Below are 25,651 nucleotides of genomic sequence, written 5' to 3' on the forward strand. Positions count from 1 at the left end.
TTCGGGGGGTCAGTTATAGTTGACGGTGACGGAAAAAGTGCCCGTGTAGGCGCCGGGCGGCTGGCCCGAGCCGACGAACAGGGTGGCGCCGACGGCCAGCGGCATACCGCCGTCGGGCACGGTTGAAATGGTAGCGGGCGAAGCGACAAAGTTGTTGACGAACATCGTGTTGACGCCACTACTGAGCTGAACGGTGTTGTTGACAGGCAGAGAAATGGAGACAGTCTTGTTGACTGTGCCATTTTTGCTCTTGGAAACGTCGAACGAGGCCTGGGCGGCGGCCGGCGACGGCAGCACGATGACGGCGCCGGTCTTGCTGCGCGCGCCCGTTGCGGCGTTCAGCACGATGGTGCCGCCGCTGCCGGCGGCGAAGGTGCCGAAGTCCATCTGGCGGGTGTTGGCGAGAACGATGACGGTCTGCGCGCACGCCTCCCGCGCTGCCGGAAGCAGCGCGAGAACGAGTGCGATGGTGGCGGGCGGAAACCGAGCCCCGCCGAGGCTGCGTCCCATGGCGGGTGATTCAGCGCCCGCTAGTTGTAGTCGACCGTGGCATTGATGGTGCCCGAGTAGCTGCCGGCCGGCTGCAACGCGGCCACCGTCAGCACGCCGCCGACGTAGATCGAGCCGGCGCCGGCGACCAGCGTGCCGCTGGTGGCGTTGCCGCTGATGGCGCCGGCGCCGCTGGTGTCGCTGGCGGTGGCGAACGCCATCGAGTCGGCGCCGGAAGTGAGCGTGGTCGACGTGCCCGCAAACGAAATGCCATAGGTAGCGGTGCCGCTGCCGTTGACGTTGAAGCGCGCCGCGGTGGTACCGCTGCCGAACACGACGACGCCCGACGAGGTCCTGGTGCCGTTGGTGCTGACCGTCACGCTGCCGGCAGCCGATCCGGAAAAGCTGCCGAACACCAGGTCGGTCGCCTTGGTGATGGTCATCGGCGCGACGACGCTGGCGGTAGCCTGGGCCGTCGTGGTCGCCGCCTGGGCGCCGCCGGCAAGCGCGAGTGCCGAGACCAGGGCCAGTTTGAGGGTGGTACGCGGGAAGCGGATGGTTGTTTTCACGGAAGGCTCCTTGATGGATGTCGTTGGTCGGCGAAGGCGCCGACTGGGGCGATGAGGTGAGGCGGTGGGGCCTGTGCCGCGTTGTCGCCACCGTTCAACCTGGTTCGTGGCCTCAGTATGGGAGCGTTGTGGGCCCGCCGTTTTGTTGCTTGTCATCATTTAGTTGGTTTGCGTAAATAACAGTTCTGCATATCGTTGCCTGCTTGGTCGGCGTTTGCCGCCATTTCAACGCCCGCCGCGCCGGTTCCGTCGGATAATGCGTGTTGCCAACGGTGACCATTGCTACTCTTCGCAGCAAGCCCACTGACCCAGGAACCACCATGATTTCGAGCCTGTTTTTTGTCTTCCGCCTGACTGCCGCCTGGCTGGCGGTGTACATCGTGTTCTGCATTACGGTGCACGAGGTTTTCTTTCGCCGCAGCAGTGGCGGTGAGCCGCTGATCGTGATGGGCGGCTTCGTCCTCGCGGCCATCATCCTCACCGGCGCCTTTTCGCATGTGCGCCGGGTGCGTTTGATCGCCGGCGGCGTCAATGCGGCGACCCTGTCGCGCCGCCAGCGCCGCCAGGTCGAGATCCCGCTCGAGGCGGGCGAAGCGTTCGACCTGGTCGACGCCGCCATCCGCGAACTGCCCGGCGTGCACGATGTCGAAGCGGCGCGCGACAGCCTGCAGGTGCGCGGGCGCATCGAGCGCGTCAATCCCTACCCGGGCGACACGGTGGCGTGGAAGCCGGTCGCGGCCATGAACGCGCTGCGCAACCAGGTGCTGGCGACGGTGACGCCGAATGGCGACGCCGGCAGCGTGACCTTGATCTGCGAACCGGAGCGCGCCGGCTGGACCGACTGGTTCTTCATCGACTACGGCACCAACCTGGAAAACGCCGAGGCGCTGGGCCGGGCGATCGCGCGCCGGGTGGCCGAGCGGCGCCGCAGCGAGCAGGCGACGGCGCGCCAGAGCGCGACCGAAAAGGAGCTGACGGTGGCCAAGCTGAGCCTGCTGCATGCGCAGGTCGAGCCGCACTTCCTGTACAACACGCTGGCCAGCGCCCAGCTGTTGACGCGCACCGATGCGGCGCGCGCCGATGAAATGCTGGGCAACCTGATCACCTACCTGCGCCATTCGCTGCCGCGCACCGAAGACGCGCTGTCGACGGTGGGCGAAGAACTCGAGCGGGCCCGCGCCTACCTCGACATCCTGAAGATCCGCATGGGCGCGCGATTGCACCTGCAGATCGACGTGCCCGAACCGCTGCGGGCGGTGCTGTTGCCGACCATGATGCTGCAAACGCTGGTCGAAAACGCCATCAAGCACGGGCTCGAGCCGCAGTCGGGCGGCGGCACCGTGTGGATCCTGGCGCGCAGCCTCGACAGTTCGATCGCGGTGACGGTGGCCGACGACGGCCGCGGCTTTTCGGCCGAAGGCGGCGGCACCGGCATCGGCCTGCGCAACGTCAAGGAACGCCTGCGCCTGGCGTACGGCGCGGCGGCCGGCTTCACCATCGTCGCCAACTTCCCGGCCGGCGTGGCCGCCACGATCACCGTGCCCAATAGCACCCTCGGCACCCTCGGCACCCTCGGCACCCTCGGCACGGCCACCACCGCGCTCGGAGTGCTGCATGGCTAACTGCGTCATTGCCGAAGACGAAACGCTGCTGCGCGACGCGCTGGTGGACCTGCTGGCAGCAGCCTGGCCCGAGCTGGAGGTGGCGGCGGCGTGCGAAGACGGTGCCGCCGCGCTCGAAGCGATCGCCGCGCATCAGCCCGACGTCGCCTTTCTCGACATTCGCATGCCGGGCCTGTCGGGCCTGGAAGTGGCGGCCGCGCTGGCCGACTGCAGCCCGCGCACCCAGGTCGTGTTCGTCACCGCCTACGACCAGTATGCGATCGATGCGTTCGAGCGCGGCGCCGTCGATTACCTGCAAAAGCCGGTGGCGCCCGAGCGCCTGGCCGCCACCGTGCGGCGCCTGAAGGCGCGCGCCGCCGGCGCCGGACCCGATGCGCAAGCGCTGGCGGCGATGCTGCGCCAGCTCGCCGGCGTGCAGCAGGCAGGGCGAGCGCCGCCGCTGGTGTGGCTGACCGCCAGCGCCGGCGCCGACACGCGCCTGATCATGGTCGACGACATCGCCTACTTCCAGTCCGACACCAAATACACGGTGGTGATGACGGCCGAAGGCGAGGCGCTGCTGCGCCAACCGATCCGCGACCTGCTCGAGGTGCTCGACCCGGCGGTGTTCAAGCAGATCCACCGTTCCACCATCGTCAACCTGAAGGCGATCGCGTCGATTTCGCGCGACGAGATGGGACGCGGCCTGGTGCGGCTGAAGAACCGCCCGGAAACGCTGGCGGTGAGCCAGCCGTTCATGGCCTTGTTCCGTAATATGTAATAGATGTAAGTAGGTGTCCTGGCGAACAGACTTTGAAGTTGCAGATGGTAAACTAAGCCTTACTCCAGGCATGTGCCTGATACACCAGAAGAGGTTCCCATGAAAAGCCTGATCATTGCCGCCACCATATTCGCCGCCGCCGCACCCGCGCTGGCCCAGACCAACGTCAGCATCACGATCGGCCAGCCCGGTTTCTACGGCCGCATCGACACCGGCGGTTATTCGCAGCCGCAGGTGTACTTCAACCAGCCGGTGATCATCGAGCGCCAGACGCGCTACGTTGGCCAGCCGGTGTACCTGCGCGTGCCGGAAGGCCACCGCAAGCACTGGTCGAAAAACTGCCGCAAGTACAACGCGTGCGGCCAGCAGGTGTTCTTCGTGCAGGACAGCTGGTACAACAACACCTACGCGCCGCGCTACCGCGAGCAGCATGGCCACCCTGACATGCGCGCCGCCTACCGCGACGAACGCCGTGATGAGCGCCGCGACGACCGCCGCGATGACCGTGACGACGACCGCGATCACGGCAAAGGCCACGACAAGCACGACAAGCAGGACAAGCACGACAAGCACGGCAAGGGCCACGACAAGCACTGATGGAGCGGCGCGCACGCTGATTGCCGCCGCATAGTAGACTATGGCGTGTTCGACAACAGTCGAGCGCGCCATTTTTCTTTTACGGGAGAATCGATTGCGTAGCGAAATCGTGGTGGTGGGTGGCGGCGCGGGCGGGCTGGAACTGGCCTGCAAACTGGGCCGCAAGCTGGGACCGTCGAAGGTGATGCTGGTCGACAGCCGCCTGTATCACATCTGGAAGCCGTCGCTGCACGAAGTGGCCGCCGGCACCCTCGACATCCACCAGGAGGGCCTGTCGTACCAGATGCTGGCGCACGACAACGGCTTCACCTTCGCCTACGGCCCGCTGGTGGCGCTCGACGCCGGCCAGCGCCGCCTGCGGGTCGGCGCCGTCAGCACCGCCGCCGGCGAAGAAGTGCTGCCCGAACGCGGCATCGATTTCACGTCGCTGGTGATCGCCGTCGGCAGCGTCTCGAATTACTTCGGCGTGCCCGGCGCCGAGCAGCACACGATCTCGCTGAACGCCACCGAAGACGCCGAGCGCTTTCGCCTGCGGCTGCTGCGCCTGCTGGCCGGGGCCGAGCAGGACATGAGCGAAGGCAAGCCGGCGGCGGTCGACATCGTCATCATCGGCGGCGGCGCCACCGGCGTCGAGCTGGCGGCCGAACTGCGCGAGGCCAGCGGCGTCTACGCCAGCTACGGCTTCCAGCACCTCGACGCGCTGCGCGACGTCCGCATCACGCTGCTTGAAGGGGCGCCGCGCATCCTGGCGCCGCTGCCCGAACGGGTCGCCGGCGCGGCGCTCACTCTGCTCGAGCAGCGCGCCATCAAGGTCGTCACCGACTGCCGGGTCAGCACGATCGAGGCCGGCAAGGTGACCGACAACGCCGGCCGCGTCTATCCGGCCGACCTGTGCGTGTGGGCCGCCGGCATCCGCGCCCCGGAGCTGCTGTCGACGCTGGGGCTGGCCACCAACCGCGGCGGCCAGCTCGAGGTCGACGCCTTCCTGCGCGTCAAGGGCAGCGAGCACATCTACGCGATGGGCGACTGCGCCGCCTGCATCGACCGCAACGGCAAGCCGGTGCCGCCGCGCGCCCAGTCGGCGCACCAGCAAGCGGACTTCCTGCTCGCCACCTTCCTGCGCCAAGCTGCCGGCAAGCCGGCGCAGCAGCTCGGCTATGCCTACACCGATTACGGTTCGCTCGTGTCGATGGGCAGCACGACGTCGGTCGGCAGCCTGATGGGGGCGTTACGGGGCTTTAACTGGTTCGTCGACGGCTTCTTTGCGCGCATGATGTACCTGAGCCTGCACCTGCTGCACCACCGCGCCGTGCTCGGCACGGTGCGTACTGGCTTGCTGGCGCTGGCGCGCTTCCTGATTCGCCGCACCACGCCGCTGGTCAAGCTGCACTAGGCGCTGGCGCGCGGCAGCATCAAGGTCAGCGTGGTGCCCGGCTGCGCCGGCGCGACGCTGAAGGTGCCGCCCAGGTACAGCGCCCGTTCGCGCAGCGTGCGCAAGCCGTGGCGGTCCGGCGCCAGCGCGGCGGCGCCGATGCCGACGCCGTTGTCGCGCAGCGTCAGCATCACCTGGTCGCCGTCGTCGTCGAGGATGACGTCCACTTCCGAGGCGTCGGCGTGGGCGGCGATGTTGCGCAGGCCCTCGTCGACGCAGCGCAGCAGCGCCACCGCCTGCAGTCGCGGGTAGGCCGCCTCCTGCTCAGGCAGGCTGATCCGCGCGACGAGCCGATGCTGGTCGCGAAATGCGTCGACCAGTTCGCCGATGGCGGCATGAATGCCGAGGAACTCGAGCTTGTCGTTCCACAGTGACAGCTGCATCTCGCGATTGGTGTTGATGATATTGGCCAGCAGCTGTTTCATCTGCGCGCTGCGCTCGAGCAGCGCCTGGTCGGCCGGCAGCTGCTGGGTCAGCAGCGCCAGGTGCATCGTCAGCGCCGTCATCGACGAACCCAGGCTGTCGTGCAGCTGGCGCGCCACCAGGCGGCGCTGATCGTCCCAGCTGGTGGTGACGTGACCGAGCAGCTCGGACAGGTCGGCACTGCGGGCGTCGGCCGGGCCGTGCGCAGGCATGTCGGTAGAGTGCGGTGCCGGTGCGTTCATGAACAGACCCGTAAAAGTTTCCCAGATCATACAACAGCTTGCGCGGCGATGTCGCATCGTCAGCCGCGCTCGCGCCAGTGTGAAGTGCCGAACGGACTTTCGCCAGTTTTGCGCCCAAGATCGAATCTTGGCATTTCGCCACAATTTCAATTTAAACCATTCGGGAGCACCACATGAGCAAGCAAAACGACGCAATTTCCATGCTGACAGCCGATCACCGCGAAGTGGCGACCATGTTCGAGCAGTACGAAGGCTTGGGCGACCGCGCCAAGGCGTCGAAGAAGAAGCTCGCCGACCAGATCTGCATGGCGCTGACCTTGCACGCGACAATCGAGGAAGAGATTTTCTATCCGGCACTGCGCCAGAAGAGCAAGCAGGCGGCCGACCTGCTCGATGAAGCACTGGTCGAGCACGCCGGTGCGAAGGACCTCATCGCCCAGTTGCAGGAAGCCGATCCGGAGGACGACCTGTATGACGCCAAGGTTAAAGTGCTCGGCGAACAGATCGAGCACCACGTCAAGGAAGAAGAGGGCGAAATGTTCCCGATCGCCAAGAAAGCCGGCCTCGACATCGAAGCGCTGGGCAGTGAAATGGCGATGCGCAAGGACGAGCTGGCTGCAACGATGTAAGCGAACGCAACGGGCGCACACGCCCCCGCCACTGCTTTATTTCACCGCCACCGCCCGGGTGTCATTCAATGCCACCGCCCCGGTGGCATTGCTAATTGCGTCGAGCAGGTTGTTGATGTCGACCGGTTTGACCAGGTGCATGTCGAAACCTGCATCGAGCACGCGGCGCTGGTCTTCGGCCAGGCCATAGCCGGTTAGCGCGATCAGCTTGATGCCCTGGGTGACGGCGTCCTGGCGCAGGCGGCGCGCCACTTCATAGCCGTCGATGCCCGGCAATCCGATGTCCACCAACGCCACGTCCGGCCTGCCGGCGTGCGCCATCTGCACGCCCTGCAGGCCGTCGGCGGCCAGCTGCACCGAAAAGCCGTAGACGCCCAGCATGGTCGCCATCATCTCGCGGCCGTCTTCATTGTCCTCGATGAGCAGCACGGTCGGCTTGCTGCTGTCGATGCCGTTCGCCGTGCGTGGCGCGTCCGACACGCCGGCGTGGGTGCGCGGCAGCCGGATGGTAAAGGTGCTGCCTAAGCCGGTGCCGGCGCTTTGCGCTGTGACGCTGCCGCCGTGCAGTTCGACCAGGCGGCGCACCAGCGACAGGCCGATGCCGAGCCCGCCTTGCGAGCGGTCGATCGAAATGCTGCCCTGCACGAACACATCGAACACATGCGGCAACAGGTCCTCGGCGATGCCGACGCCCGTGTCGCGCACCGTCAGCAGCACTTCGTCGCTGTCGTCGTCGTGGGTGACCCCGATGTCGATCTTGCCGCCCGGCGGCGTGTACTTCAGTGCGTTGTCGATCAGGTTGGTGGCAATCTGTTCGAGGCGGGTCGGGTCGCCGTCGACCCAGCCGGTGGTCAGGTCGACGTTGATCCGGTAGCTGCCGGTGCGCCCGGTGGCCTTGAAGGTGTCGAGGCAGGCATTGACCAGCGCCGCCACTTCGAGCGGCTGGCGCGACAGCAAAATCTTGCCCGACATCGCGCGCGACAGGTCGAGCAGGTCGTCGACAATGCGCGACAGGTGCTGGCTCTGGCGCTGGATGATGACTTTGGCGCGGCCAAGCGTCTCCGGACCGGCGCCGCTTAGCCCGATCAGCGACGCGGCGCTGCTGATGGCCGACAGCGGGTTGCGCAGTTCGTGGCCGAGCATGGCGAGAAATTCATCCTTCGCATGATTTTTGCGCTCAGCCGCCTGGCGCTCTTCCATTTCGCGCGTCAGGCGCTTGTTGGTGGCAATCAGTTCGGTGGTGCGCTGGCTCAGCTTCTGGGTCTGGCGCTTGAGTTCTTCGTTCTTCACGGCAAGCGCGACGAACACCGACACCTTGGCGTGCAGGATCTGCGGAATCACGGGGGTGAACAGGAAGTCGGCGGCGCCGCGCTGGTACGCCTTCAGGCGGTCGATCTCGTCGGCCAGGAAGGCGGTGACGAAGATGATCGGAATGTCGGCCGAGCGCACGCGCTGGTGGATCGCTTCAGCCGCCTCGAAGCCGTCCATGCCGGGCATGTTTACGTCCAGCATGATGACGGCGAAATCGTGCAGCAACACCTGGCGCAGCGCTTCTTGTCCCGAGCGGGCCGCCATCACTTCATAGTTGGTCTCTTCTGCCCACAGGTCAAGCAGACTGGTCAGTGCCAGCAGGCTTGCCGCGTCGTCGTTTACGACGAGAATTTTTGGTTTTTCTGTTTTAGGCACGTCGTTCCTGCGCTACTTGGTCCAGGTAGTTTGAGCGTCTCTGTTGAGCGTATTTGCTGCCCAAACCAAAGGATAGCAGAAAAGGTATTTCCGGCACGCACTTCGTGGAACCGGGTAGCAAAACACGGACTCAGCCATGATATCAAGCGGTTTCTCCGGTGTCAAAACCTGTGCAGAGGGCTATCTGTTTGGATTGTTCGCTGGCGCACATACCCGGCACGGGTGCTGTGACATAGTGAGGTGTGTCCAGTTCGACCGTGTGAATCGGGAACCGGCTTCCCAACCTGAAAGGACAATTATGAATATCGAATCGATTGTAGATGACCAGTTCAAGACGAAAAGCTTCCGTGAACTGGCCGAAGCGCCGATCAGCGCCTTGCGTGGCGTCAGCGCGGCTGACGCGCGCACCCTGAGCCAGGCGTTCGGCGTCAACACCATCGCCGAGCTCGCTGAGCTGAAATTCGTCAAGTGGGCGTGCGCCATCAAGACGATGGCCGAATACGAAGGCGACACCGCGGAACAGAAGGCGAAGGAAACGCTGCTCGACGACGCCGTCGAGATGACGTTCCCGGCCAGCGACCCGATTTCGGTCGACGCCGGCATCACCCGCATTGAGGTGGCGCCGGAAAAAGTCAATGCCGCGATGGATCACCAGGCGGCGACCAACATCGAGGCGAACAGCCACTTGCAGGACGGCAAGGCCGGCAAGGGCGCTAAAGCCTGATAGCCCCGGCTGTTGCGTCCGGGGTCCGACCCGATACGGTCAGACCCCGGTGTGGCTGCAGGTTACGCTCACGACGATCGTCGCCGCGGGCAAGAAAAAAACCAGCGTCTGCTGGCTTTTTTTTTGCATCACAGGCGGCATCAGCCGCGCGGCCTCACCAGCACCGGCTTGACGGCGGGCAATTGCGACTTCGCCGCCGGCGGCGCCGACGTCGCGCAGAAGCGGTTCTTGCCGCCGCGCTTGGCTTCGTACAGCGCGTAGTCGGCAATGCTGATCAACGCGTCGACCGTCTCTGCATCGTCCGGATAGATGCTGATGCCGATACTGGTCGACAGCTGCAGCTTCAAGTCGTTGACGAAGATGGGCTCGGACAACGCCTCGACCAGCTTGGCGGCCGGTCCGTGCGCATCGGCCAGGCCGCCGACTTCGCCGAGCACCACCATGAATTCGTCGCCGCCGAGACGGGCGACGGTGTCTTCCTTGCGCGAACAGGCCAGCAGGCGCTGCGCGACCGTTTTCAACACTTCGTCGCCATAGGCGTGCCCGTACGTGTCGTTGATCGTCTTGAAACCATCCAGGTCCAGGTACATGATGGCCGCCTTGTGATGATTGCGGCTGGCATGCTGCAACGTCGTCTCGATGCGGTCTTCCAGCAGGCGCCGGTTCGGCAGCCCGGTCAGCGGGTCGTGCAATGCCAATTCTTGCTGCGCGCGGCTGTATTGCGCCAGCTCGCGGTACAGCAGCCGTACTTCCAGCATGTTGTGGATGCGCTTGTGCACTTCGAGCAGGTCGAAAGGCTTGCTGATGAAGTCGCGCGCGCCCGCTTCCAGCGCGGCAATCTTGAAACTCGGCTGGGCGGTCAGGGCAAGCACCGGCAGGTAGCCGCCTTGCTCGATTTCTTTCAGGCCCTTCATGACCTGGAAGCCGTTCAGGCCAGGCATCTGCAGGTCGAGCAGGATCAGGTCGTAGTTGTGCTGGCGGTGCAGCGGACACACCTGCTCAGGCAGCATCGTCGAGCTGACACTGGTGTAGCCTTCTTCGCGCAATATCTCTTCCATCAACTCGATATTGTCGGGCGAATCGTCTACAACCAAAATCTTCGCGTTTAAAATGTCTTCTCGGCTCGGCATGCTGGTCTCGGTCAAAGCGCAAAATCTAAACCCGGGTCAGGGGCGGGGCCCGGGCGGCCTGTACAGCTGCAGCGGACGTTCTGTCTGCTAATGCCTACAAAATCCGGCATTACTCCCGCTTTTTCTGGCGATAGTGTAACAAACTTCTGATTGTTTCTTGTAGGACAGTCGCTCGCGCCCCGGTAGGAGTCCAAAACACTCCTTCATGACGTCGGCGCACCTGCCATCCGGGCCACCGTCGCGATCAGTTGGCTCGGCTCGACCGGCTTCGAAATATGGGCCGTAAAGCCCGCTTCAAGGGCGCGCAGCCGGTCCTCCGAGCGCGCGAACGCAGTCAGTGCGACGGCCGGCACGTTGCCGCCGGCGTCGTTGCCGAACGCGCGCACGTGCGACAGCAATTCGAAGCCGTCCATGCCAGGCATGCCGAGGTCGCTCACCAGCACGTCCGGCGGATCGCTGCGAAACGCGTCGAGCGCGGCGCGCGCGCTGGCGGCCGTGGTCACGCTGGCATTGCAGTCCGACAGAATACGCTTGATCAGGTCGCGTGCATCGGGCTCGTCGTCGACCACCAGCACCTTCATGCCAGACAGGTCGCGCAGTTCGATGTCGGGCGTCAGCGGCGACGGCGGGCTGTACGGCGCGCGGTCCGGCCGCGCCGCCATCAGCTGCGGCGTCGCGCCCGGCAGTTCCACGGTGAAGCAGGCGCCGCGCTGTTCGCCTTCGCTCGCGACCCGCACGGTGCCGCCGTGCTGTTCGATCAGGTGCTTGACGATCGACAGGCCCAGCCCGAGGCCGCCGTGCTGGCGCGTCGTCGAGGCGTCGCCCTGGCGGAAGCGTTCGAACACGTGGGTGATGAATTCGGGCGCGATGCCGGCGCCGCTGTCGCACACGACGATCTCGACGCTGGCGCCGGCCGGACGCAGTTCGATCCGCACCAGGCCGTCGCGCGGGGTAAACTTGATGGCGTTCGACAGCAGGTTCCAGATCACCTGTTGCAGGCGGGCCGGGTCGCCGGCGATCGGGCCGGTATCGGCGGCGTACGCTTTTTCAAGCCGGATGTTCTTCGCTTCGGCGGCCGGACGCACGGTTTCAATTGCCGCATCGATGAACACGGTCGGCGCCAGCGTCTGGATGTCGAGCAATACCTTGCCGGACGTAATCCTGCTCATGTCGAGCAAGTCTTCGATCAGCTGGGCCTGGGCGCGCGCGTTGCGTTCGATCGTTTGCAGGCCGCGCTGCAGGTCGGCGGTGTCGCGCGTGCCGCGGCGCAGCACCTGGGCCCAGCCGAGGATGGCCGACAGCGGCGTGCGCAGTTCGTGCGACAGCGTCGCCAAAAATTCGTCCTTCATCTGGCTGGTGCGCTCGGCTTCGGCGCGCGCCAGGCGTTCGCTCTCGAGCAAATCCTTGCGCTCTTCGGCGGCGCGCTGGGCCGCTTCGTACAGGCGCGTGTTGTCGATCGCCACTGCCGCCTGCGCGGCGATGCCGCCGACGATGCGCTCGGTGCGTTCGGTGAAGATGGCCGCTTCCGGGTGGCCGAACATCAGGCGGCCGAGCACTTCGCCGGAGCGCGCCACCACCGGCACGGCCAGGTAGCTGCGCAGCGGCGGATGGCCGGGCGGCAGCGCGAAGGAGGGCGCCGATTCGGTCGCGGCGTCGCGGCAGCGCTCATCGAAGCCGATGTCGTCGCAGCGCACCACGCCTTCGCCGCGCAGGATCGGCGCAATGGCGACGCCGGCGCCGGCCTGGCCGAGCCGCGCAAATTGATCGCCGGCCGCGCCCGACAGCGCGTGCAGCATGTATGGTTCGCCGGCACTGTCGGTGGCGTTGTAGACGAAGGCGCCGTAGCGCGCGCCGCTGATGCCGGTGGCCGCGTCCGACACGGTCTGCAGCAGCGAGCGCAGGTCGCGCTGGCGGGCCAGCGCGCTGCCGGTGCTGTTGAGCAGTTCGAGCACGTTCGATTCTTCGCGCAGCGCCTGCTGCACGCGCTTGACCTGGTCGACGTCGGTGCTGGTGCCGAACCAGCGCACCACGTTGCCGAGGCGGTCGCGTACCGCGTTGATGCGGGTCAGGAACCAGCGGTACTGGCCGTCGGCGCCGAGGATCGGGTACTCCATGTCGAATGGATTGCCGGTGCGGATAGACTCTTTCCAGCGCAGCAGCATTGCCGGCAGCGCATCGGGGTCGAGCGTCGATTGCCAGCCCCAGCCTTCGACCTGTTCGGCGCGGGTGCCGGTGTAGTCGTACCAGCGCTCGTTGAACCAGACGATGGCGCCGTCGGCCCGCGCCATCCAGGCCAGTTGCGGGATCGAATTGGCCAGCGCGCGCAGTTCTTCCTCGCTCTGGCGCAAGGTGTCCTCGGCGCTCTTGCGCTCGGTGACGTCCTGGAACTGGCAGGTCAGGCCGCTGACCGAGGCAAACACGCGCAGCGCGAACCAGCGCTGCAGCCGGGCGTGGAAAAATTCGTGGCAGGCGCTGGCGCTTTGCGCGTCGGCGCGCGGCAGCAACGGTTCGACATCGTCGCGACGCACTTCCCGCAGCGCTTCCCACAGCAGGCTGCCGGCGATGTCGGCGCGGGTGCTGCCAGGCTTGGCCATCAGCGCCAGCGCCCGGTTGTTCAGGTAGCTGACGCGCCAGTCGCGCCCGACCGAGCAAAAGGCGTCGTCGGTGCTCTCCAGCATTTCCTGCAGCAACGCGGCCGGGGCGGTCGCCGCGCTAGCGTAGCCGTCGATAGTCATTTTGATCGATCCCGTAATTGACGCTGCGAATTGCGGATCGGCGTGCGTGGGGGTGTCATGTAAGGCTTCGCGTTTGGTAAAGTGATTGCCGCTGCTGTGCGATGCAGTCCGCTGCAACAGATTCTAGCGCAGTCGAGCCGGTTATATTCACACGGTTGGCCTCATGGCGCCTTGGCGGCCAGCTGGGCGGCGACATCGGCCAGTGCTTTTTGCAGCTGTTCGATCTCGTACGGCTTTTGCAGCGAGCGGTAAGGGAACTCCAGCTGGCGCAGCAGCGTGTCGCCGTAGCCGGATGCAAAGATCACGTGCAGCTCGGCATTGGCGGCCACGGCCTGGCGCGCCAGGTCGACGCCGGACATGCCGGGCAGGCTGACGTCGGTAAACAGCACGTTGTAGCCGCCGGTGGCGAGCTTTTGCAGCGCCGCTTCGGCATGGCTGACGCCGTCGTTGTCGTGACCGAACGCGCTGAGCATCTCGCACACGAGGTATTGCGAATCGAGGTTGTCTTCGACCACCAGGATGCGCAGGCCCGCGGTGGCTGGCGCGGCAGCCGCGGCCGGGGCACTGTGCGCCAGCGCGCACAGAACGCCCAGCACTTCCTGCCGCGCGCCGCTGATCGGCGTGAAAAACAGGTCGCACTCGCGCTGATGGGCGGTGCCGGCGCCGATGAACGTCAGGTGAGCGTTGCGCTGTTGCGATGCCGCGCCGCTCCAGGCCTGGTCGAACGCGGCGCGCGCGCTGGCCAGCGGCGGCGGCAGCATGGCCGGCACATTGCCGCCCGGGGCGCGCGGATGCCCGGGTCCCGCCAGCGTCACATACGCCTCGTTGAACAGCACCACCTGCTGACGGCCCCAGCACAGCAGCATCGGCAGCGGCGAATTGAACATGATGTCGAGCGTCAGCCGCAGTGGGTGCGGCCAGGCGGCGGCATCGCCGAGCGCGGTACGCTGCCAGTCCACGCTGCCGGCGAGCCCGGAAAATTTGCCAGGTTCAAGCATAGGACCCTTGGAGTGAATTGTTGTTTTGAAATGAATTGGCGCAATCGTACACGAAAGTGCTGCCATCGCGAGCGCAGGAGCGAGCCGATGCCGAGCGAACACGCGCGCCAGCGGGTGGCTATACCGAATAGTGTTTGCACAAATATCAAGAATATGGAGATCGCCGTCAGAATTGCCTTCAAAGAGATCGAGCAGCGATCTGCTGCCACTGGAGGTCGTGATGGCGATCAATGGCGAAGGCTGATCCGGACATGCAGGCAAAAAAAAGCCCGCTGCAAGCAGCGGGCTAAATCTATTTTCTTGGAGGAGAATAGAGGAGACAGATGCATCATGCTGCATCGCAAAATATTTAGCTAATTTATTATTGTGATGACAGTTATGCGATTCAGTAATAGTCTAGCTGGCCAGCCAGTGTGTATGATTCCCATTGCGCCCGGCAGTCGACAGTTTTAACAGGTTGGTGTTCATGGCAACAGTAGTCATCCACAGGAAAGTCAACATCGTCTTGCTCGAAGCGGGCGAGCAGATTGCCGCGCACTGCGCGCCCGGCGACATCGCCATCGTTACCGCGTCCGACGGCTGGTGGAATCATTTTCTGCTAGCCGACGGCAGCGTCAACGGCTACGACCGGCCTTACGCCAGCTACAAGGAAGCGCTATGGGCGGCCAAGGCGGCCGCCGAATTCGGTTTTTCCTGAGCCGTCCGCCTTATCCGCAGCCTGGCGTCGCCAAATAAGCTGCCTTATGTCTGTAGGGCAAGCTATTATTACTCCGCCGCGCGCCACTGGAGCGCCGGTTTGCCGTACTGATGGTGCACAAAAAAGGGGTTGTTTGCCGCTGGTCTGGCGTGCGCTCCTTTATGCGTCACCGAAAATGTTCTACGATAGCAACCATGCTAAAACCATCACCATCACCGCTGCTGCTTTCTCTCGCCTTGGCTGTCGAGCGCGCGGTGCTGATCAAACTGGCGATGCGGTTTTGAGCGCGCCGTTTCGCTCCATGCTGGTCGCCGCGCTGGCCGCGCTGTCACTGTCAAGCGCGCCGGCGCAGGCTGGCGGCGCCGCGCTCGCGCGCAGCGTCAAGGCCGCCTTCATCTATAAGTTCCTCGGCTACACCGAGTTTCCCGCCAGCGCTTTCGGCGACGCCGCCTCGCCGGTGGTGATCGGCGTGATCGGCGCGGACGCCATGGCCGCCGAGCTGGCACGCATTGTCGCCGGCCGCGCCATCAATAGCCGGCCTATCGTCGTCAAGCAGTTCGTCGATGGCGACAATCTGGGCGTGCACCTGCTGTTCGTCGGCGGCACCGACTGCGCCCGCGCCGCCGGCGTGCTGCGCCAGGCGCGCGCGCCGACCCTGGTGGTCACCGAATGCGGCAACGGCCTGCCGGCCGGCTCCATCATCAACTTCAGGATTGTCGAGGAGCGCGTGCGCTTCGATGTGTCGCTCGATGCGGCCGACAAAAACAACATTAAACTCAGTTCGCGCCTGCTTTCGGTCGCCAACCACGTCAGCAAAGGAGCACCATGATGCCGACGCACGATACCGGTTCGGTCCGCAGCAAACTCATCCTCATGGCGGTGTCGACGACCTTCGTGGCCATGTTGCTGGCCTCGATTGCCATGCTGCTGTACGACCTGCGCACGTTCCAGACATACTGGGTCGACGACCTGACCACCCAGGCCGACATCATGGCCAGCGTGACGGCGCCGGCATTGGCGTTCAACGACGCCAAGACAGCGCAGCAGAACCTGGCGGTGCTGCGGGTGCGCCCGCAAATCCTGTCCGGCGCGATCTACTCGGCCGCCGGCACCCGCTTCGCCTCTTACGCCCAGCAGTCGTCGGCCAACCTGAGCTTTCCGGCCAAGCCGGGCAAGCCGGGCTACCGCATCGAGCAAGGCGAACTGGTGGTGGTGCACAACATCGTCGAGAACGGCGAGCTGCTCGGCACCGTCTACCTGCGCTCGCGCTACGGGCTGGTCGAGCGCCTGATCAATTACGCCACCATCCTCGGCGCGGTGATGCTCGGCGCACTGGTGATCGCCGCGCTGGTGGCGTCACGGCTGCAGGAGAGCATCACGCGGCCGCTGCTGGCGGTGACCAACGTCGCGCGCGAAGTGATGCAGCGGCGCGACTTCACGTTGCGCGTGCCGGGCAACGACAGCGGCGAAATCGGCGTGCTGGTGGCCGCCTTTAACGACATGCTGGCCGAAATCGGCAGGCGCTCGCACGCCTTGCAGGAAGCGAACCTGACCTTGGAGCACGAGATGCAGGTGCGCCACCGCGCCGAGCAGGCGCTGTTGGTGGCCGACCGCCGCAAGGACGAATTTTTGGCGACCCTGGCGCACGAGCTGCGCAATCCGCTGGCGCCGATTCGCACCGGGCTTGACATCCTGCGCCTGCGCAGCGGCGACGCCCAGGCCACCCAGCGCGCCACCGACATCATGGAACGCCAGCTGCGCCAGATGGTGCGCCTGGTCGACGACCTGCTCGACGTCTCGCGCATCAATACCGGCAAGTTTGCCATCAAGACCGGCCGCGTGGAACTGAAGGCGGTCGTCAACGACGCCCTCGAAGTGGTGCGCTCATACATCGAGCTGCACGGCCATGACCTGGTCATCGACCTGCCGGACCGGCCGGTGTTTCTCAATGGCGATGCCACCCGGCTGGCGCAGATTTTGTCGAACCTGCTCAACAACGCGGCCAAGTACACCAACCGCGGCGGGCGCGTGACCCTGAGCGCCCGTGTCGAGGACAAGAACCTGATCGTCTGCGTGTCCGACAACGGCATCGGCATCGCGCCCGACATGCTGGCCCACGTGTTCGAGATGTTCGTCCAGGTCGATTCGACGCTGGAACGCACCAACGCGGGCCTGGGCGTTGGCCTGTCGCTGGCGCGCCGGCTGGTCGAACTGCATCACGGCACCATCGAGGCGAAGAGCGAAGGCATTGGCCGCGGCAGCGAGTTCACGGTGCGCCTGCCGATCGTCGTCGAGCCGGAACTGCCGACCAAGACGATGCCGGCCGCCTTCATCAGCTCGGAAACCTACCGCATCCTGCTCGCCGACGACAACGTCGACTTCGTCAACAGCATCGGCGCGCTGCTGTCGGCGATGGGCCACAGCGTGGTGATCACCCACAACGGCCCGGATGCCTTGACCGCGGCGGCGCGCTTCTGTCCCGACTTCGCCTTTCTCGACATTGGCCTGCCGCAGATGTCGGGCTACGACCTGGCGCGTGGCATTCGCCGCCTGTCGTGCGGCCCGATGACCTTGCTCATCGCCGTGACCGGCTGGGGCCAGGAGAAGGATCGCCAGCTCGCCTTCGAGGCCGGGTTCGACCACCACATGGTCAAGCCGGTGCGCTTCGAGCAGATCGAGGAAATCCTGTCGAACCGCACCAGCGTCAAGAAGCTGCGCACCTGACGGCGGCGGCGAAAAACAGAAACGGAAGCGTTGCCGCTTCCGTTTTTTTTGGTCGTCAGGTTAGTCGCCGACGGCAAAACCGGGGTCTGTCGGGGACGCCGAGTCCCGTCCGGGTCAGACCCCAGAGGCGACGACGCCTGTTGCAGCGCGCTTTACTTCGGCTCGCGGCGGCGTGCCATGAAACCGACCAGTCCCAGGCCTGCCAGCATCATGCCGTAGGTTGCCGGTTCCGGCACTGGCTGCAGCATCACCGCGCCGCCAAAGGCGCCGGAGGTGTCCGACACCATCGTGCCGCTGACCTGCAGGTAGTAGCTGCCTACCGCCAGGTTGTTGGCCCGCACGGTCCAGACGTCGATCGCGCCCGTCGACATCGACGTGCCGGTGGCCAGCTGGGCGCCGACGCCGCTGTACAGTGACAGCCCCGAGATGTCGAGGCCAACTGCTGCGGAGCGGGAGATCGAAGAGACGATCGCATCGAGACTGGCCGGCAGGTCGCCCGTCACCGTGAACGTGAACCGATCGGAGAACGTGTCGTTCGCCTGGTCAATGTCGAAGGCGTCGCCAAAGAACGCGCTGGTCCCCACCAGGTTCAGCGCCTGGGGTGGGGTCGAGATGTCGGCAGCGTACGCCGCGCCCGAACCGAGCGAAGCGGTTGCTAACACTACTGCAGCGATCAAGGATTTCGAGTTTTTCATTTTGTTACCTCGCAGAAAACAGCCGCGACTTGCAGCCATGGTTATCAAGGACCGGGGGGTGACACCAATGTATCAAAGCGGGTTTTCGAAAGCGCCTGTCGGTGTGGCGCGCGCGCCAGCCTGTCAAACAAGTCGGCAGGGTAATTGGTTGCGCGTGGCCTAGACGCTGACTTAACTCGTCATAGGAGAGACGCGTTTTTTCCGTTGCCGCGGTTTAAAAAATGCTTGCGTTGCCGAGTAAGCGTCAGGTCAGTCCTACCCGCAGAGAAGTGTGATTCCTCTGCAGAGTTGACAATTGATGAGATAGGGGAGGGATGCCGGCAATCCGGCTGCGCAAAGAAAAATGGCCCAAAGATTTCTCTTTGGGCCATTCAACTTACGAATTGTGGTGCGGCTGGCAGGAATTGAACCCACGACCCCTTGGTTCGTAGCCAAGTACTCTATCCAACTGAGCTACAGCCGCGAAAAACAAAATTATAGCAGGGGTTCAAGAAATCGCCAAGACGTATAGATAGAAAGTAATGACGATGGGCCCGGAAATGAAAAAAGGGACCAGCTCGTTCGAACTGGTCCCTCATATTCTGGTGCGGCTGGCAGGAATTGAACCCACGACCCCTTGGTTCGTAGCCAAGTACTCTATCCAACTGAGCTACAGCCGCGAAAGCAAGCATTCTAGCAGTTTCCTCTTGTTTTCGGAAGGGCAAAATTGACCGTTTCCGCAAGCTTCGACGTCCCTGCCTGGTGTTCCTCAGCGGCGCCGTTGGCCGGCGCTGCATCGGTACCGGAGGACTTGCCCTCCGAAGAAGCAGCATTGTAGGGGCAGCGCGCCGGTTTGTCCAGAGGGCGTTGAAAGGGCGCCACCTGGCGGCGGAAAGATTTTTCGCCGCGCAGCGCATCTGTTAGATTAGATGCCTCATTCATCATAAGGACGTTCCATGACCATCATCACCACGATCGAAGACTTGCGCGTGCTGGCCAAGAAGCGGGTGCCGCGCATGTTCTACGATTATGCCGATGCCGGCTCATGGACCGAATCGACCTACCGCGCCAACACCGACGACTTCGGCAAGATCAAGTTTCGCCAGCGCGTCGCCGTCAACCTGGAAAACCGCAGCCTGCGCAGCACGATGGTCGGCCAGGAAGTGGCCATGCCGGTGGCGCTGGCGCCCACCGGGCTGACCGGCATGCAGCACGCCGACGGCGAGATCCTCGCCGCGCGCGCCGCCGAAAAATTCGGCGTGCCGTTCACCTTGTCGACCATGTCGATCTGCTCGATCGAGGACGTCGCAGCCAACACCACCAAGCCGTTCTGGTTCCAGCTGTACGTGATGAAGGACCGCCCGTTCATCGAGCGCCTGATCGAGCGCGCCCGCGCCGCCAAATGCTCGGCGCTGGTGCTCACGCTCGACCTGCAGGTGCTGGGGCAGCGCCACAAGGACATTCGCAACGGCATGACGGCGCCGCCGAAAATGACGTTGGCGAACATCGCCAACCTGATGACCAAGCCGGCCTGGTGCATGGAAATGCTCGGCACCAAGCGCCGCAGTTTCGGCAACATTGTCGGCCACGCCAGCGCCGTATCGGACATGTCGTCGCTGTCGTCGTGGACGTCGCAGCAGTTCGATCCGGCCATGTCGTGGGACGACGTGGCGTGGGTCAAGCAGCGCTGGGGCGGCAAGCTGATCATCAAGGGCATCATGGACGTCGAGGACGCCAGGCTCGCTGCCGACAGCGGCGCCGACGCGCTGATCGTGTCCAACCACGGCGGGCGCCAGCTCGATGGCGCGCAGTCGAGCATCGGCGCGCTGCCGGCGATCGTTGCAGCCGTGGGCGAGCGCATCGAAGTGCACATGGATGGCGGCGTCCGCTCGGGCCAGGACGTCATCCGCGCGCTCGCGCTGGGCGCCAAGGGCGTCTACATCGGCCGGCCGTTCCTGTATGGCCTTGGCGCCGGCGGCGAAGCAGGCGTCACCAAGTGCCTCGACATCATCCGCAACGAGCTCGACCTGACGATGGCCTTCTGCGGCCTGCGCGACGTCAACCTCGTCGACAAGAATATCCTGCTGCCAGGCACGTTCTAGTAATTCGACGATGACGTTTTAAACGTCTACGCGACGACGTTCAGCGGCTTGCCCGCCACAAACGCCTCGACGTTATCGACCAGCATATCGGCCAGCGTCTGCATCGCCCCCACGCTGGCCCACGCCACGTGCGGCGTCAGGATGAAGTTGGGCTGATGCACGCCGAGCAGCGGATTGTCCGCCAACGGCGGCTCCTTGCTCAGCACGTCGAAGCCGGCGCCGCCGATCACGCCATCCTTGAGCGCCTGCGCCAGCGCCGCCTCATCGACCAGCCCGCCGCGCGCAGTGTTGATCAGCAACGCGGTAGGCTTCATCATCGCCAGCTCGCGCGCGCCGATCATGTTGCGCGTCTGCTCGTTGAGCGGCAGGTGCAGGCTGACCACGTCGCAGGTGCGCAGCACTTGTTCCATCGGCAGGTTCGTCACGTCGGCATCCTGCACCGGCGAGCGCGAGGCCACGCACACCTGCATGCCAAACGCGCGTCCCAGCTGCGCCACCTTGTGCCCCAGCGCGCCGTAGCCGACGATGCCCAGCTTGCTGCCCGCCAGGTCGCCGATCGGATGGTTGAACAGGCAGAACGTGCTCGACTTCTGCCACAGGCCGGCGTCGACATCGGCGCAGTAGGCGCGCACGTTGCGGCGCAGCGCCAGGATCATGGCGAAGACGTGCTCCGGCACGGCCACCACCGAATAATTGCGGATGTTCGATACCACGATGCCGCGCTCGCGGCAGGCTGCCAGGTCGACGTTGTCGGTTCCCGTCGCCGCCACGGCAATCATCTTCAGGTCAGGCAGGCGGGCAATATCGGCCGCGCGCACCGGCACCTTGTTGGTGATCGCAATCGTGGCGCCGGCGAGGCGCTCGAGAACGCCGCCAGGCTGCGTGGCCGGATAGTCGCGCCACGCATGCTCGAAGGCAGGCGGGCGCACGTTGGCAAGCAAGCTGTCGCGGTCGAGAAAAACGATATTCTGCATGGCGGTCCTAATAAAGATTGGGTAAAAACACGGCGGTTCATCCGAGCATAACCCACATTGCGCTTTCGGGCAGCCGTCGCTTCCCCGCACACGGTTAGCTGGCGAACAGTCGCCGCGCGGGCCTCCCCATAGACTCGTCAGTATATTTGAACGCAGGGGTACTCCAATGCCAGACGCACTCAAAACCTACAAGGAAAAGCGCAACTTCTCGATCACGTCCGAACCGCCCGAGGGTGGCGAGGCGGGCCTCGACGGCCTGACGTTCGTCATCCAGAAGCACTGGGCCAGCCGGCTGCATTACGACTTTCGCCTCGAGCTCGACGGCACCATGAAAAGCTGGGCTGTGCCGAAAGGGCCCAGCTACGACACCAAGGACAAGCGGATGGCGGTGCATGTCGAAGACCACCCGATCTCGTATTCGAGTTTCGAAGGCACCATCCCCGAAAAGCAGTACGGCGCCGGCAAGGTCATCATCTGGGACAAAGGCACTTGGGCGCCGCTCGACGATCCGCACAAGGGCTACGAAGCGGGCAACCTCAAGTTCGAGATGCATGGCCACAAGATGCATGGCAAGTGGGCGCTGATCCGCATGAAGGGCAAGGGCGAGAAGCAGGAGCCGTGGCTGCTGATCAAGGAAAAGGACGACTTCGCGCGGCCCGCTGGCGAGTTTTCGGTCGTCGACGAAATGCCCGACAGCGTCAAGGCGCTGAAGGCGCCGAAGGCAAAAGCGGTCCGCGGCAAGGCGCCCGCCGGCGCCGTCAAGGCAGAACTGCCCGACGAATTCGCGCCCGAGCTTGCCACGCTGGTCGACAAGCCGCCGTCCACGCCGCAAGACTGGGTGTTCGAAATCAAGTTCGACGGCTACCGCATGCTTGCGCGCGTGCAGGGCAAGAGCGTCGCGCTGATCTCGCGCAGCGGCAAGGACTGGACCGCCAAGCTCGGCCCGCTGCACCAGGAACTGCTGAAGATGAAGCTGCCCGACGGCTGGTACGACGGCGAGATTGTCGTTCACGACGACGACGGCCGCCCCGACTTCGGCATGCTCCAACTCGCGTTCGACGGCTCCAACACGGCGCCGATCGTGTTCTTCCTGTTCGACGCGCCGTACCTGAACGGCTACGACATGCGCGAGGTGGCACTGGTGGAGCGCCGCGCCGCGCTCAAGGCCGTGCTCGACAAGGCGGACTCGAACGTGGTGCGCTTCAGCGACGAATTCGGCACCGACCCGGGCGAACTGGTGGCGGCCGCCTGCAAGATGGGACTCGAAGGCGTCATCGGCAAGCGGCGCGACTCGCGCTACGTGCAGCGCCGCTCGCCGGAGTGGATCAAGCTTAAGTGCGGGCAGCGGCAGGAATTCGTCATCGCCGGCTACACCGATCCGCAAGGGTTGCGCACCGGCATCGGCGCGCTGCTGCTCGGCACCTACGACAACGATGGCGTGCTGCAGTACGCCGGCAACGTCGGCACCGGCTTTAACGAAGTGAGCCTGCGCGACCTGAAGACCAAACTGAGCAAGCTCGATACCGACGAGAGCCCGTTCCCGCCGAAAGCGGTGGCAGGGCGCAAGCACCACTGGGTCACGCCGAAGCTGATCGCCGAAGTCAGCTTTGCCGAGTGGACCAGCACCGGCTCGGTCAGGCACGCGGTCTTCCAGGGACTGCGCGACGACAAGCCGGCCAAGGTCATCACGCGCGAAACGGCCAAACAAGTGGAGGAAGTCGTGGACAAGCAAACCGAACCTGTCGCGCCCGAAGGCAAGCTGCCGCCTAGCCTGAAGGTCACCAATCCCGAGCGGGTGATCGATGCCCAGAGCGGCGCCACCAAGCTGGACCTGGTGCGCTACTACGCGCTGGTCGGCGCGCTGCTGCTCGAGCACCTGAAAGGGCGGCCGCTGTCGCTGGTGCGCGCGCCGAGCGGCGTCGGCGGCGAATTGTTCTTTCAGAAGCACGCCGATATCGCCAAGCTGCCCGGCATGAAGCAGATGGACAAGGCGCTCGATCCCGACCATCCGCCGATGCTGGAAGTGGCCAACGTCAACGGCATCCTGTCGGCGGCGCAGTGGAACGTCGTGGAATTTCACAGCCAGAACGCGGTCGGCAAGGCATATGAAACGCCGAACCGTGTCGTGTTCGACCTCGACCCGGGCGAGGGCGTCGACTGGAAGACGATCCAGGAAGCGGCTGCACTGATGAAGGCCTTCCTCGACGAACTGGGGCTGACGTCGTTCGTCAAGACCAGCGGCGGCAAGGGCCTGCACGTGGTGGTGCCGATCAAGCCGGCGTATGACTGGGATACAGTGAAGGACTTTTCGCAGCAGGTGGTCAGCCACATGGCAATGACTTTGCCGGACCGGTTTGCCTTCAAGAGCGGCCCGCGCAATCGCGTCGGCAAGATCTTCATCGATTATCTGCGCAATGGCCGCGGCGCCACCACGGCGGCGGCGTGGTCGGCGCGCGTGCGTCCTGGCCTGGGCATCTCGGTGCCGATCACCTGGGAAGAGCTGCCGTCGATCAAGGGCGGCGACCATTGGAATGTGCAGAACGCGCACACGCGCCTGGACAAGGGAAACGAGCCGTGGGCGGCGTATGCGAAAAGTGCGCGCAGCCTGACGGCGGCGATGAAGAAGCTGGAGTTTACGCCGGGGTAACGAACCGACGTTGTTCCGCAACCGGGCATACACTCGAAGGCAGATGGGGTAGAGCGCCCACCGTATAAATTCGGAGACAATCATGGTCTGGCATCATGTGTACGATCCGTTGCAGAACTTCGCGCTGTCGACCATCGCGGCGGGCATCCCGGTCGCCGTGTTGCTGGCGGCGCTGGCGTTTTTCCACATGCGTGCGCACTATGCGGCCGGGCTCGCGCTGCTGATCGGCATCGGCATCGCGGTCAGTATTTTCGGCATGCCGGCCGACATGGCCGTCAAGGCGGCCGGCTATGGCATCGCCGCCGGCCTGTTTCCGATCGGCTGGATCGTCCTCAACATCATCTTCCTGCACCGTCTCACTACGCTGAACGGCTACTTCAAGGTGCTGCAAAACAGCATCAGCGGCATCACTGAAGACAGGCGGCTGCAACTGCTGCTGGTCGCCTTCTGCTTCGGCGCATTCTTTGAAGGTGCGGCCGGTTTCGGCACGCCGGTGGCCGTCACCGGCGCCATCCTCATCGGACTCGGCTTTTCGCCGCTGGCCGCGTCAGGGCTGGCGCTGATCGCCAACACCGCGCCGGTGGCGTACGGCGCGCTCGGGGCGCCGGTCATTGCGCTGTCGGCCGTTACCGGGCTCGACCTGCTCGACCTGTCCTCGATGATCGGCCGCCAGTTGCCGTTCTTTTCCCTGCTTGTACCGTTCTGGCTGATCTGGGCCTTCGCCGGCAGGCGCGGCATGGCCGAGATCTGGCCGGCCATCTTGGTCACCGGCGTCTCGTTCGCGATCCCGCAATTCGTCGTCTCCAACTACCACGGCCCGTGGCTGGTCGATGTGATCGCCTCGATCATCTCGATGGGATCGCTGGTGCTGTTCCTGAAGGTGTGGCAGCCAAAGCAGATCTGGCGCACCGTCGCCTTCGCGAATTACCACGACGACTCGTTGAAAGACGTCGTCCACGACGAAGTGCCAACCCACGACGCGACCGGCGCCAGGATTTCCGTCGTCAGGGCGTGGATGCCGTGGGCGCTGCTGTCGATCCTCGTATTTGTCTGGGGCACGCCTTGGTTCAAGAAGCTGCTGGACGCCATCTGGTCTCTCAAGTATTCCATCCCCGGTCTCGACAAGATGGTCATGAAAATGCCGCCGGTGGTCAAGGAGCCTGTGCTGGAGGCAGCGGTCTACAACTTCAACGTCCTCTCCATGGCCGGCACCGGCATCATTGTTGCGGCCATCCTGGCAGGCTTGTTGATGGGCTACTCGTTCCGCCAGCTGATCAAGGAATATTGGGAAACCATCAAGCTGGTCCGTTTCTCGCTAATGACAATTTGCGCCATGTTCGCGGTGGGCTACCTGACGAGGTACTCGGGCCTGGATGCGACGCTCGGCCTGGCGTTCGCGCTGACCGGCGCGTTCTACACGCTGTTCGGCACCATGCTCGGCTGGCTGGGCGTCGCCTTGACCGGCTCCGACACGGCCGCCAACGTGCTGTTCGGCAGCCTGCAGAAAACCACCGCCGAACAGCTTGGCCTGTCGCCAATCCTGATGGCGTCGGCCAACAGCTCCGGCGGCGTGATGGGCAAGATGATCGACGCCCAGTCGATTGTCGTCGCGGCCACCGCGACCAAGTGGAGCGGCCACGAAGGCGACATACTGCGCTACGTGTTCTTCCACTCGATCGTGCTCGCGATACTGGTCGGCTGCGTGGTATCGCTTCAGGCATACGTGTACCCGTTCACTCTGATGGTCGTCGGAGGTTGATCAATATCAAGCAGCGGCAAAGGCACGGGCTTAGTATT

At 64.6% G+C, this 25,651-nt stretch carries 23 protein-coding genes and 2 tRNA genes; 13 read left to right on the plus strand and 12 right to left on the minus strand.

Annotated elements, in window-relative coordinates; translation table 11 throughout:
- Positions 1-9: 9 nt before the first annotated feature.
- Both ACP7DD_RS05990 and ACP7DD_RS05995 read right to left on the minus strand, forming a co-directional pair.
- Positions 10-510: a DUF4402 domain-containing protein gene (locus ACP7DD_RS05990; protein ID WP_426173786.1), complete on the minus strand. Its 501-nt coding sequence runs from the start codon at positions 508-510 to the stop codon at positions 10-12.
- A gap of 20 nt (positions 511-530) precedes the next feature.
- Positions 531-1,058, minus strand: a complete 528-nt coding sequence (locus tag ACP7DD_RS05995) for a DUF4402 domain-containing protein (protein ID WP_426173787.1) — start codon at positions 1,056-1,058, stop codon at positions 531-533.
- Between the two features lie 320 nt (positions 1,059-1,378).
- Between ACP7DD_RS05995 and ACP7DD_RS06000 the strand changes: the two genes are divergently transcribed.
- The 4 genes from ACP7DD_RS06000 (at position 1,379) to ACP7DD_RS06015 (ending at position 5,430) form a co-directional block, all read left to right on the plus strand.
- Positions 1,379-2,680 (plus strand): sensor histidine kinase, encoded by a 1,302-nt coding sequence (locus ACP7DD_RS06000; RefSeq protein ID WP_426173788.1) that lies wholly within the window; start codon positions 1,379-1,381, stop codon positions 2,678-2,680.
- The gene (locus ACP7DD_RS06005) at positions 2,673-3,440 is read left to right on the plus strand and encodes a LytR/AlgR family response regulator transcription factor (protein ID WP_426173789.1); all 768 of its coding nucleotides are present in this window, start codon (positions 2,673-2,675) and stop codon (positions 3,438-3,440) included. Before ACP7DD_RS06000 ends, ACP7DD_RS06005 begins: the two co-directional genes overlap by 8 nt.
- Before the next feature lie 99 nt (positions 3,441-3,539).
- Positions 3,540-4,037 carry a hypothetical protein gene (locus ACP7DD_RS06010; protein ID WP_426173790.1) on the plus strand — a complete coding sequence of 166 codons (498 nt, stop codon included), beginning with the start codon at positions 3,540-3,542 and terminating at the stop codon, positions 4,035-4,037.
- Positions 4,038-4,131: 94 nt separating this feature from the next.
- Entirely contained in the window at positions 4,132-5,430 is a 1,299-nt protein-coding gene (locus tag ACP7DD_RS06015; RefSeq protein WP_426173791.1) for an NAD(P)/FAD-dependent oxidoreductase, read from the plus strand.
- Here the strand turns inward: ACP7DD_RS06015 and ACP7DD_RS06020 are convergent.
- Positions 5,427-6,134 (minus strand): sensor histidine kinase, encoded by a 708-nt coding sequence (locus ACP7DD_RS06020; RefSeq protein WP_426173792.1) that lies wholly within the window; start codon positions 6,132-6,134, stop codon positions 5,427-5,429. The genes ACP7DD_RS06015 and ACP7DD_RS06020 overlap by 4 nt on opposite strands.
- Before the next feature lie 173 nt (positions 6,135-6,307).
- Between ACP7DD_RS06020 and ACP7DD_RS06025 the strand changes: the two genes are divergently transcribed.
- Positions 6,308-6,763 carry a hemerythrin domain-containing protein gene (locus tag ACP7DD_RS06025; RefSeq protein WP_426173793.1) on the plus strand — a complete coding sequence of 152 codons (456 nt, stop codon included), beginning with the start codon at positions 6,308-6,310 and terminating at the stop codon, positions 6,761-6,763.
- A gap of 36 nt (positions 6,764-6,799) precedes the next feature.
- Here the strand turns inward: ACP7DD_RS06025 and ACP7DD_RS06030 are convergent, their stop codons facing one another.
- Positions 6,800-8,449 (minus strand): response regulator, encoded by a 1,650-nt coding sequence (locus ACP7DD_RS06030; RefSeq protein ID WP_426173794.1) that lies wholly within the window; start codon positions 8,447-8,449, stop codon positions 6,800-6,802.
- A gap of 298 nt (positions 8,450-8,747) precedes the next feature.
- On the opposite strand from ACP7DD_RS06030, the gene ACP7DD_RS06035 reads away from it, so the two are divergent.
- A complete protein-coding gene (locus ACP7DD_RS06035) occupies positions 8,748-9,173 on the plus strand; it encodes a hypothetical protein (protein ID WP_426173795.1) in 426 nt (141 codons plus the stop codon).
- A gap of 140 nt (positions 9,174-9,313) precedes the next feature.
- On the opposite strand, the gene ACP7DD_RS06040 is transcribed toward ACP7DD_RS06035, so the two are convergent.
- The 3 genes from ACP7DD_RS06040 to ACP7DD_RS06050 form a co-directional block, all read right to left on the minus strand.
- Complete coding sequence (locus ACP7DD_RS06040) at positions 9,314-10,303, minus strand: diguanylate cyclase domain-containing protein (RefSeq protein WP_426173796.1); 990 nt, start codon at positions 10,301-10,303, stop codon at positions 9,314-9,316.
- Between the two features lie 203 nt (positions 10,304-10,506).
- Positions 10,507-13,038: an ATP-binding protein gene (locus ACP7DD_RS06045; protein ID WP_426173797.1), complete on the minus strand. Its 2,532-nt coding sequence runs from the start codon at positions 13,036-13,038 to the stop codon at positions 10,507-10,509.
- Between the two features lie 161 nt (positions 13,039-13,199).
- Positions 13,200-14,036 (minus strand): response regulator, encoded by an 837-nt coding sequence (locus ACP7DD_RS06050; protein WP_426173798.1) that lies wholly within the window; start codon positions 14,034-14,036, stop codon positions 13,200-13,202.
- Positions 14,037-14,123: 87 nt separating this feature from the next.
- Here ACP7DD_RS06050 and ACP7DD_RS06055 point away from each other — a divergent pair, with 87 nt between their 5' ends.
- The 4 genes from ACP7DD_RS06055 (at position 14,124) to ACP7DD_RS06070 (ending at position 17,457) form a co-directional block, all read left to right on the plus strand.
- The gene (locus tag ACP7DD_RS06055) at positions 14,124-14,393 is read left to right on the plus strand and encodes a hypothetical protein (protein ID WP_426173799.1); all 270 of its coding nucleotides are present in this window, start codon (positions 14,124-14,126) and stop codon (positions 14,391-14,393) included.
- A gap of 109 nt (positions 14,394-14,502) precedes the next feature.
- On the plus strand, positions 14,503-14,733 hold the full coding sequence (locus ACP7DD_RS06060) for a hypothetical protein (protein ID WP_426173800.1): 231 nt from the start codon (positions 14,503-14,505) through the stop codon (positions 14,731-14,733).
- Between the two features lie 280 nt (positions 14,734-15,013).
- Positions 15,014-15,562, plus strand: coding sequence for a YfiR family protein (locus tag ACP7DD_RS06065; RefSeq protein WP_426173801.1), 549 nt, complete (start codon positions 15,014-15,016; stop codon positions 15,560-15,562).
- Positions 15,559-17,457 (plus strand): hybrid sensor histidine kinase/response regulator, encoded by a 1,899-nt coding sequence (locus ACP7DD_RS06070; protein WP_426173802.1) that lies wholly within the window; start codon positions 15,559-15,561, stop codon positions 17,455-17,457. Before ACP7DD_RS06065 ends, ACP7DD_RS06070 begins: the two co-directional genes overlap by 4 nt.
- 152 nt (positions 17,458-17,609) lie before the next feature.
- On the opposite strand, the gene ACP7DD_RS06075 is transcribed toward ACP7DD_RS06070, so the two are convergent.
- The 4 genes from ACP7DD_RS06075 to ACP7DD_RS06090 all read right to left on the minus strand — a co-directional run bounded on the left by ACP7DD_RS06075 (position 17,610) and on the right by ACP7DD_RS06090 (position 19,076).
- Positions 17,610-18,152: an FxDxF family PEP-CTERM protein gene (locus tag ACP7DD_RS06075; RefSeq protein ID WP_426173803.1), complete on the minus strand. Its 543-nt coding sequence runs from the start codon at positions 18,150-18,152 to the stop codon at positions 17,610-17,612.
- Between the two features lie 386 nt (positions 18,153-18,538).
- A tRNA-Arg gene (locus ACP7DD_RS06080) sits at positions 18,539-18,615 on the minus strand.
- Between the two features lie 119 nt (positions 18,616-18,734).
- A tRNA-Arg gene (locus ACP7DD_RS06085) sits at positions 18,735-18,811 on the minus strand.
- A gap of 13 nt (positions 18,812-18,824) precedes the next feature.
- Positions 18,825-19,076 carry a hypothetical protein gene (locus tag ACP7DD_RS06090; RefSeq protein WP_426173804.1) on the minus strand — a complete coding sequence of 84 codons (252 nt, stop codon included), beginning with the start codon at positions 19,074-19,076 and terminating at the stop codon, positions 18,825-18,827.
- An 11-nt stretch (positions 19,077-19,087) separates the two neighbouring features.
- Here ACP7DD_RS06090 and ACP7DD_RS06095 point away from each other — a divergent pair, with 11 nt between their 5' ends.
- Positions 19,088-20,233 (plus strand): alpha-hydroxy acid oxidase, encoded by a 1,146-nt coding sequence (locus tag ACP7DD_RS06095; protein ID WP_426173805.1) that lies wholly within the window; start codon positions 19,088-19,090, stop codon positions 20,231-20,233.
- Between the two features lie 26 nt (positions 20,234-20,259).
- On the opposite strand, the gene ACP7DD_RS06100 is transcribed toward ACP7DD_RS06095, so the two are convergent.
- Entirely contained in the window at positions 20,260-21,207 is a 948-nt protein-coding gene (locus tag ACP7DD_RS06100) for a D-2-hydroxyacid dehydrogenase (protein ID WP_426173806.1), read from the minus strand.
- 166 nt (positions 21,208-21,373) lie between these two features.
- Between ACP7DD_RS06100 and ligD the strand changes: the two genes are divergently transcribed.
- Both ligD and ACP7DD_RS06110 read left to right on the plus strand, forming a co-directional pair.
- Positions 21,374-23,854 (plus strand): DNA ligase D, encoded by a 2,481-nt coding sequence (gene ligD / locus ACP7DD_RS06105; protein WP_426173807.1) that lies wholly within the window; start codon positions 21,374-21,376, stop codon positions 23,852-23,854.
- An 82-nt stretch (positions 23,855-23,936) separates the two neighbouring features.
- Positions 23,937-25,613 (plus strand): L-lactate permease, encoded by a 1,677-nt coding sequence (locus tag ACP7DD_RS06110; protein WP_426173808.1) that lies wholly within the window; start codon positions 23,937-23,939, stop codon positions 25,611-25,613.
- The last annotated feature ends 38 nt before the right edge of the window (positions 25,614-25,651 follow it).

This window comes from Massilia sp. TWR1-2-2 (assembly GCF_049897565.1).
Classification (GTDB): Bacteria; Pseudomonadota; Gammaproteobacteria; order Burkholderiales; family Burkholderiaceae_D; genus JAFCUW01.

Coding starts and splice junctions, on each gene's coding strand:
- ACP7DD_RS06035 (WP_426173795.1), top strand. CDS start 8,748: ATGAATATCGAATCGATTGTAGATGACCAGTTCAAGACGAAAAGCTTC.
- ACP7DD_RS06095 (WP_426173805.1), top strand. CDS start 19,088: ATGACCATCATCACCACGATCGAAGACTTGCGCGTGCTGGCCAAGAAG.
- ACP7DD_RS06075 (WP_426173803.1), bottom strand. CDS start 18,152: ATGAAAAACTCGAAATCCTTGATCGCTGCAGTAGTGTTAGCAACCGCT.
- ACP7DD_RS06040 (WP_426173796.1), bottom strand. CDS start 10,303: ATGCCGAGCCGAGAAGACATTTTAAACGCGAAGATTTTGGTTGTAGAC.
- ACP7DD_RS06090 (WP_426173804.1), bottom strand. CDS start 19,076: ATGATGAATGAGGCATCTAATCTAACAGATGCGCTGCGCGGCGAAAAA.
- ACP7DD_RS06005 (WP_426173789.1), top strand. CDS start 2,673: ATGGCTAACTGCGTCATTGCCGAAGACGAAACGCTGCTGCGCGACGCG.
- ACP7DD_RS06070 (WP_426173802.1), top strand. CDS start 15,559: ATGATGCCGACGCACGATACCGGTTCGGTCCGCAGCAAACTCATCCTC.
- ACP7DD_RS06020 (WP_426173792.1), bottom strand. CDS start 6,134: ATGAACGCACCGGCACCGCACTCTACCGACATGCCTGCGCACGGCCCG.
- ACP7DD_RS06050 (WP_426173798.1), bottom strand. CDS start 14,036: ATGCTTGAACCTGGCAAATTTTCCGGGCTCGCCGGCAGCGTGGACTGG.
- ACP7DD_RS06045 (WP_426173797.1), bottom strand. CDS start 13,038: ATGACTATCGACGGCTACGCTAGCGCGGCGACCGCCCCGGCCGCGTTG.
- ACP7DD_RS06055 (WP_426173799.1), top strand. CDS start 14,124: ATGCCGAGCGAACACGCGCGCCAGCGGGTGGCTATACCGAATAGTGTT.
- ACP7DD_RS06025 (WP_426173793.1), top strand. CDS start 6,308: ATGAGCAAGCAAAACGACGCAATTTCCATGCTGACAGCCGATCACCGC.
- ACP7DD_RS06010 (WP_426173790.1), top strand. CDS start 3,540: ATGAAAAGCCTGATCATTGCCGCCACCATATTCGCCGCCGCCGCACCC.
- ligD (WP_426173807.1), top strand. CDS start 21,374: ATGCCAGACGCACTCAAAACCTACAAGGAAAAGCGCAACTTCTCGATC.
- ACP7DD_RS06110 (WP_426173808.1), top strand. CDS start 23,937: ATGGTCTGGCATCATGTGTACGATCCGTTGCAGAACTTCGCGCTGTCG.
- ACP7DD_RS06060 (WP_426173800.1), top strand. CDS start 14,503: ATGGCAACAGTAGTCATCCACAGGAAAGTCAACATCGTCTTGCTCGAA.
- ACP7DD_RS06100 (WP_426173806.1), bottom strand. CDS start 21,207: ATGCAGAATATCGTTTTTCTCGACCGCGACAGCTTGCTTGCCAACGTG.
- ACP7DD_RS05990 (WP_426173786.1), bottom strand. CDS start 510: ATGGGACGCAGCCTCGGCGGGGCTCGGTTTCCGCCCGCCACCATCGCA.
- ACP7DD_RS06000 (WP_426173788.1), top strand. CDS start 1,379: ATGATTTCGAGCCTGTTTTTTGTCTTCCGCCTGACTGCCGCCTGGCTG.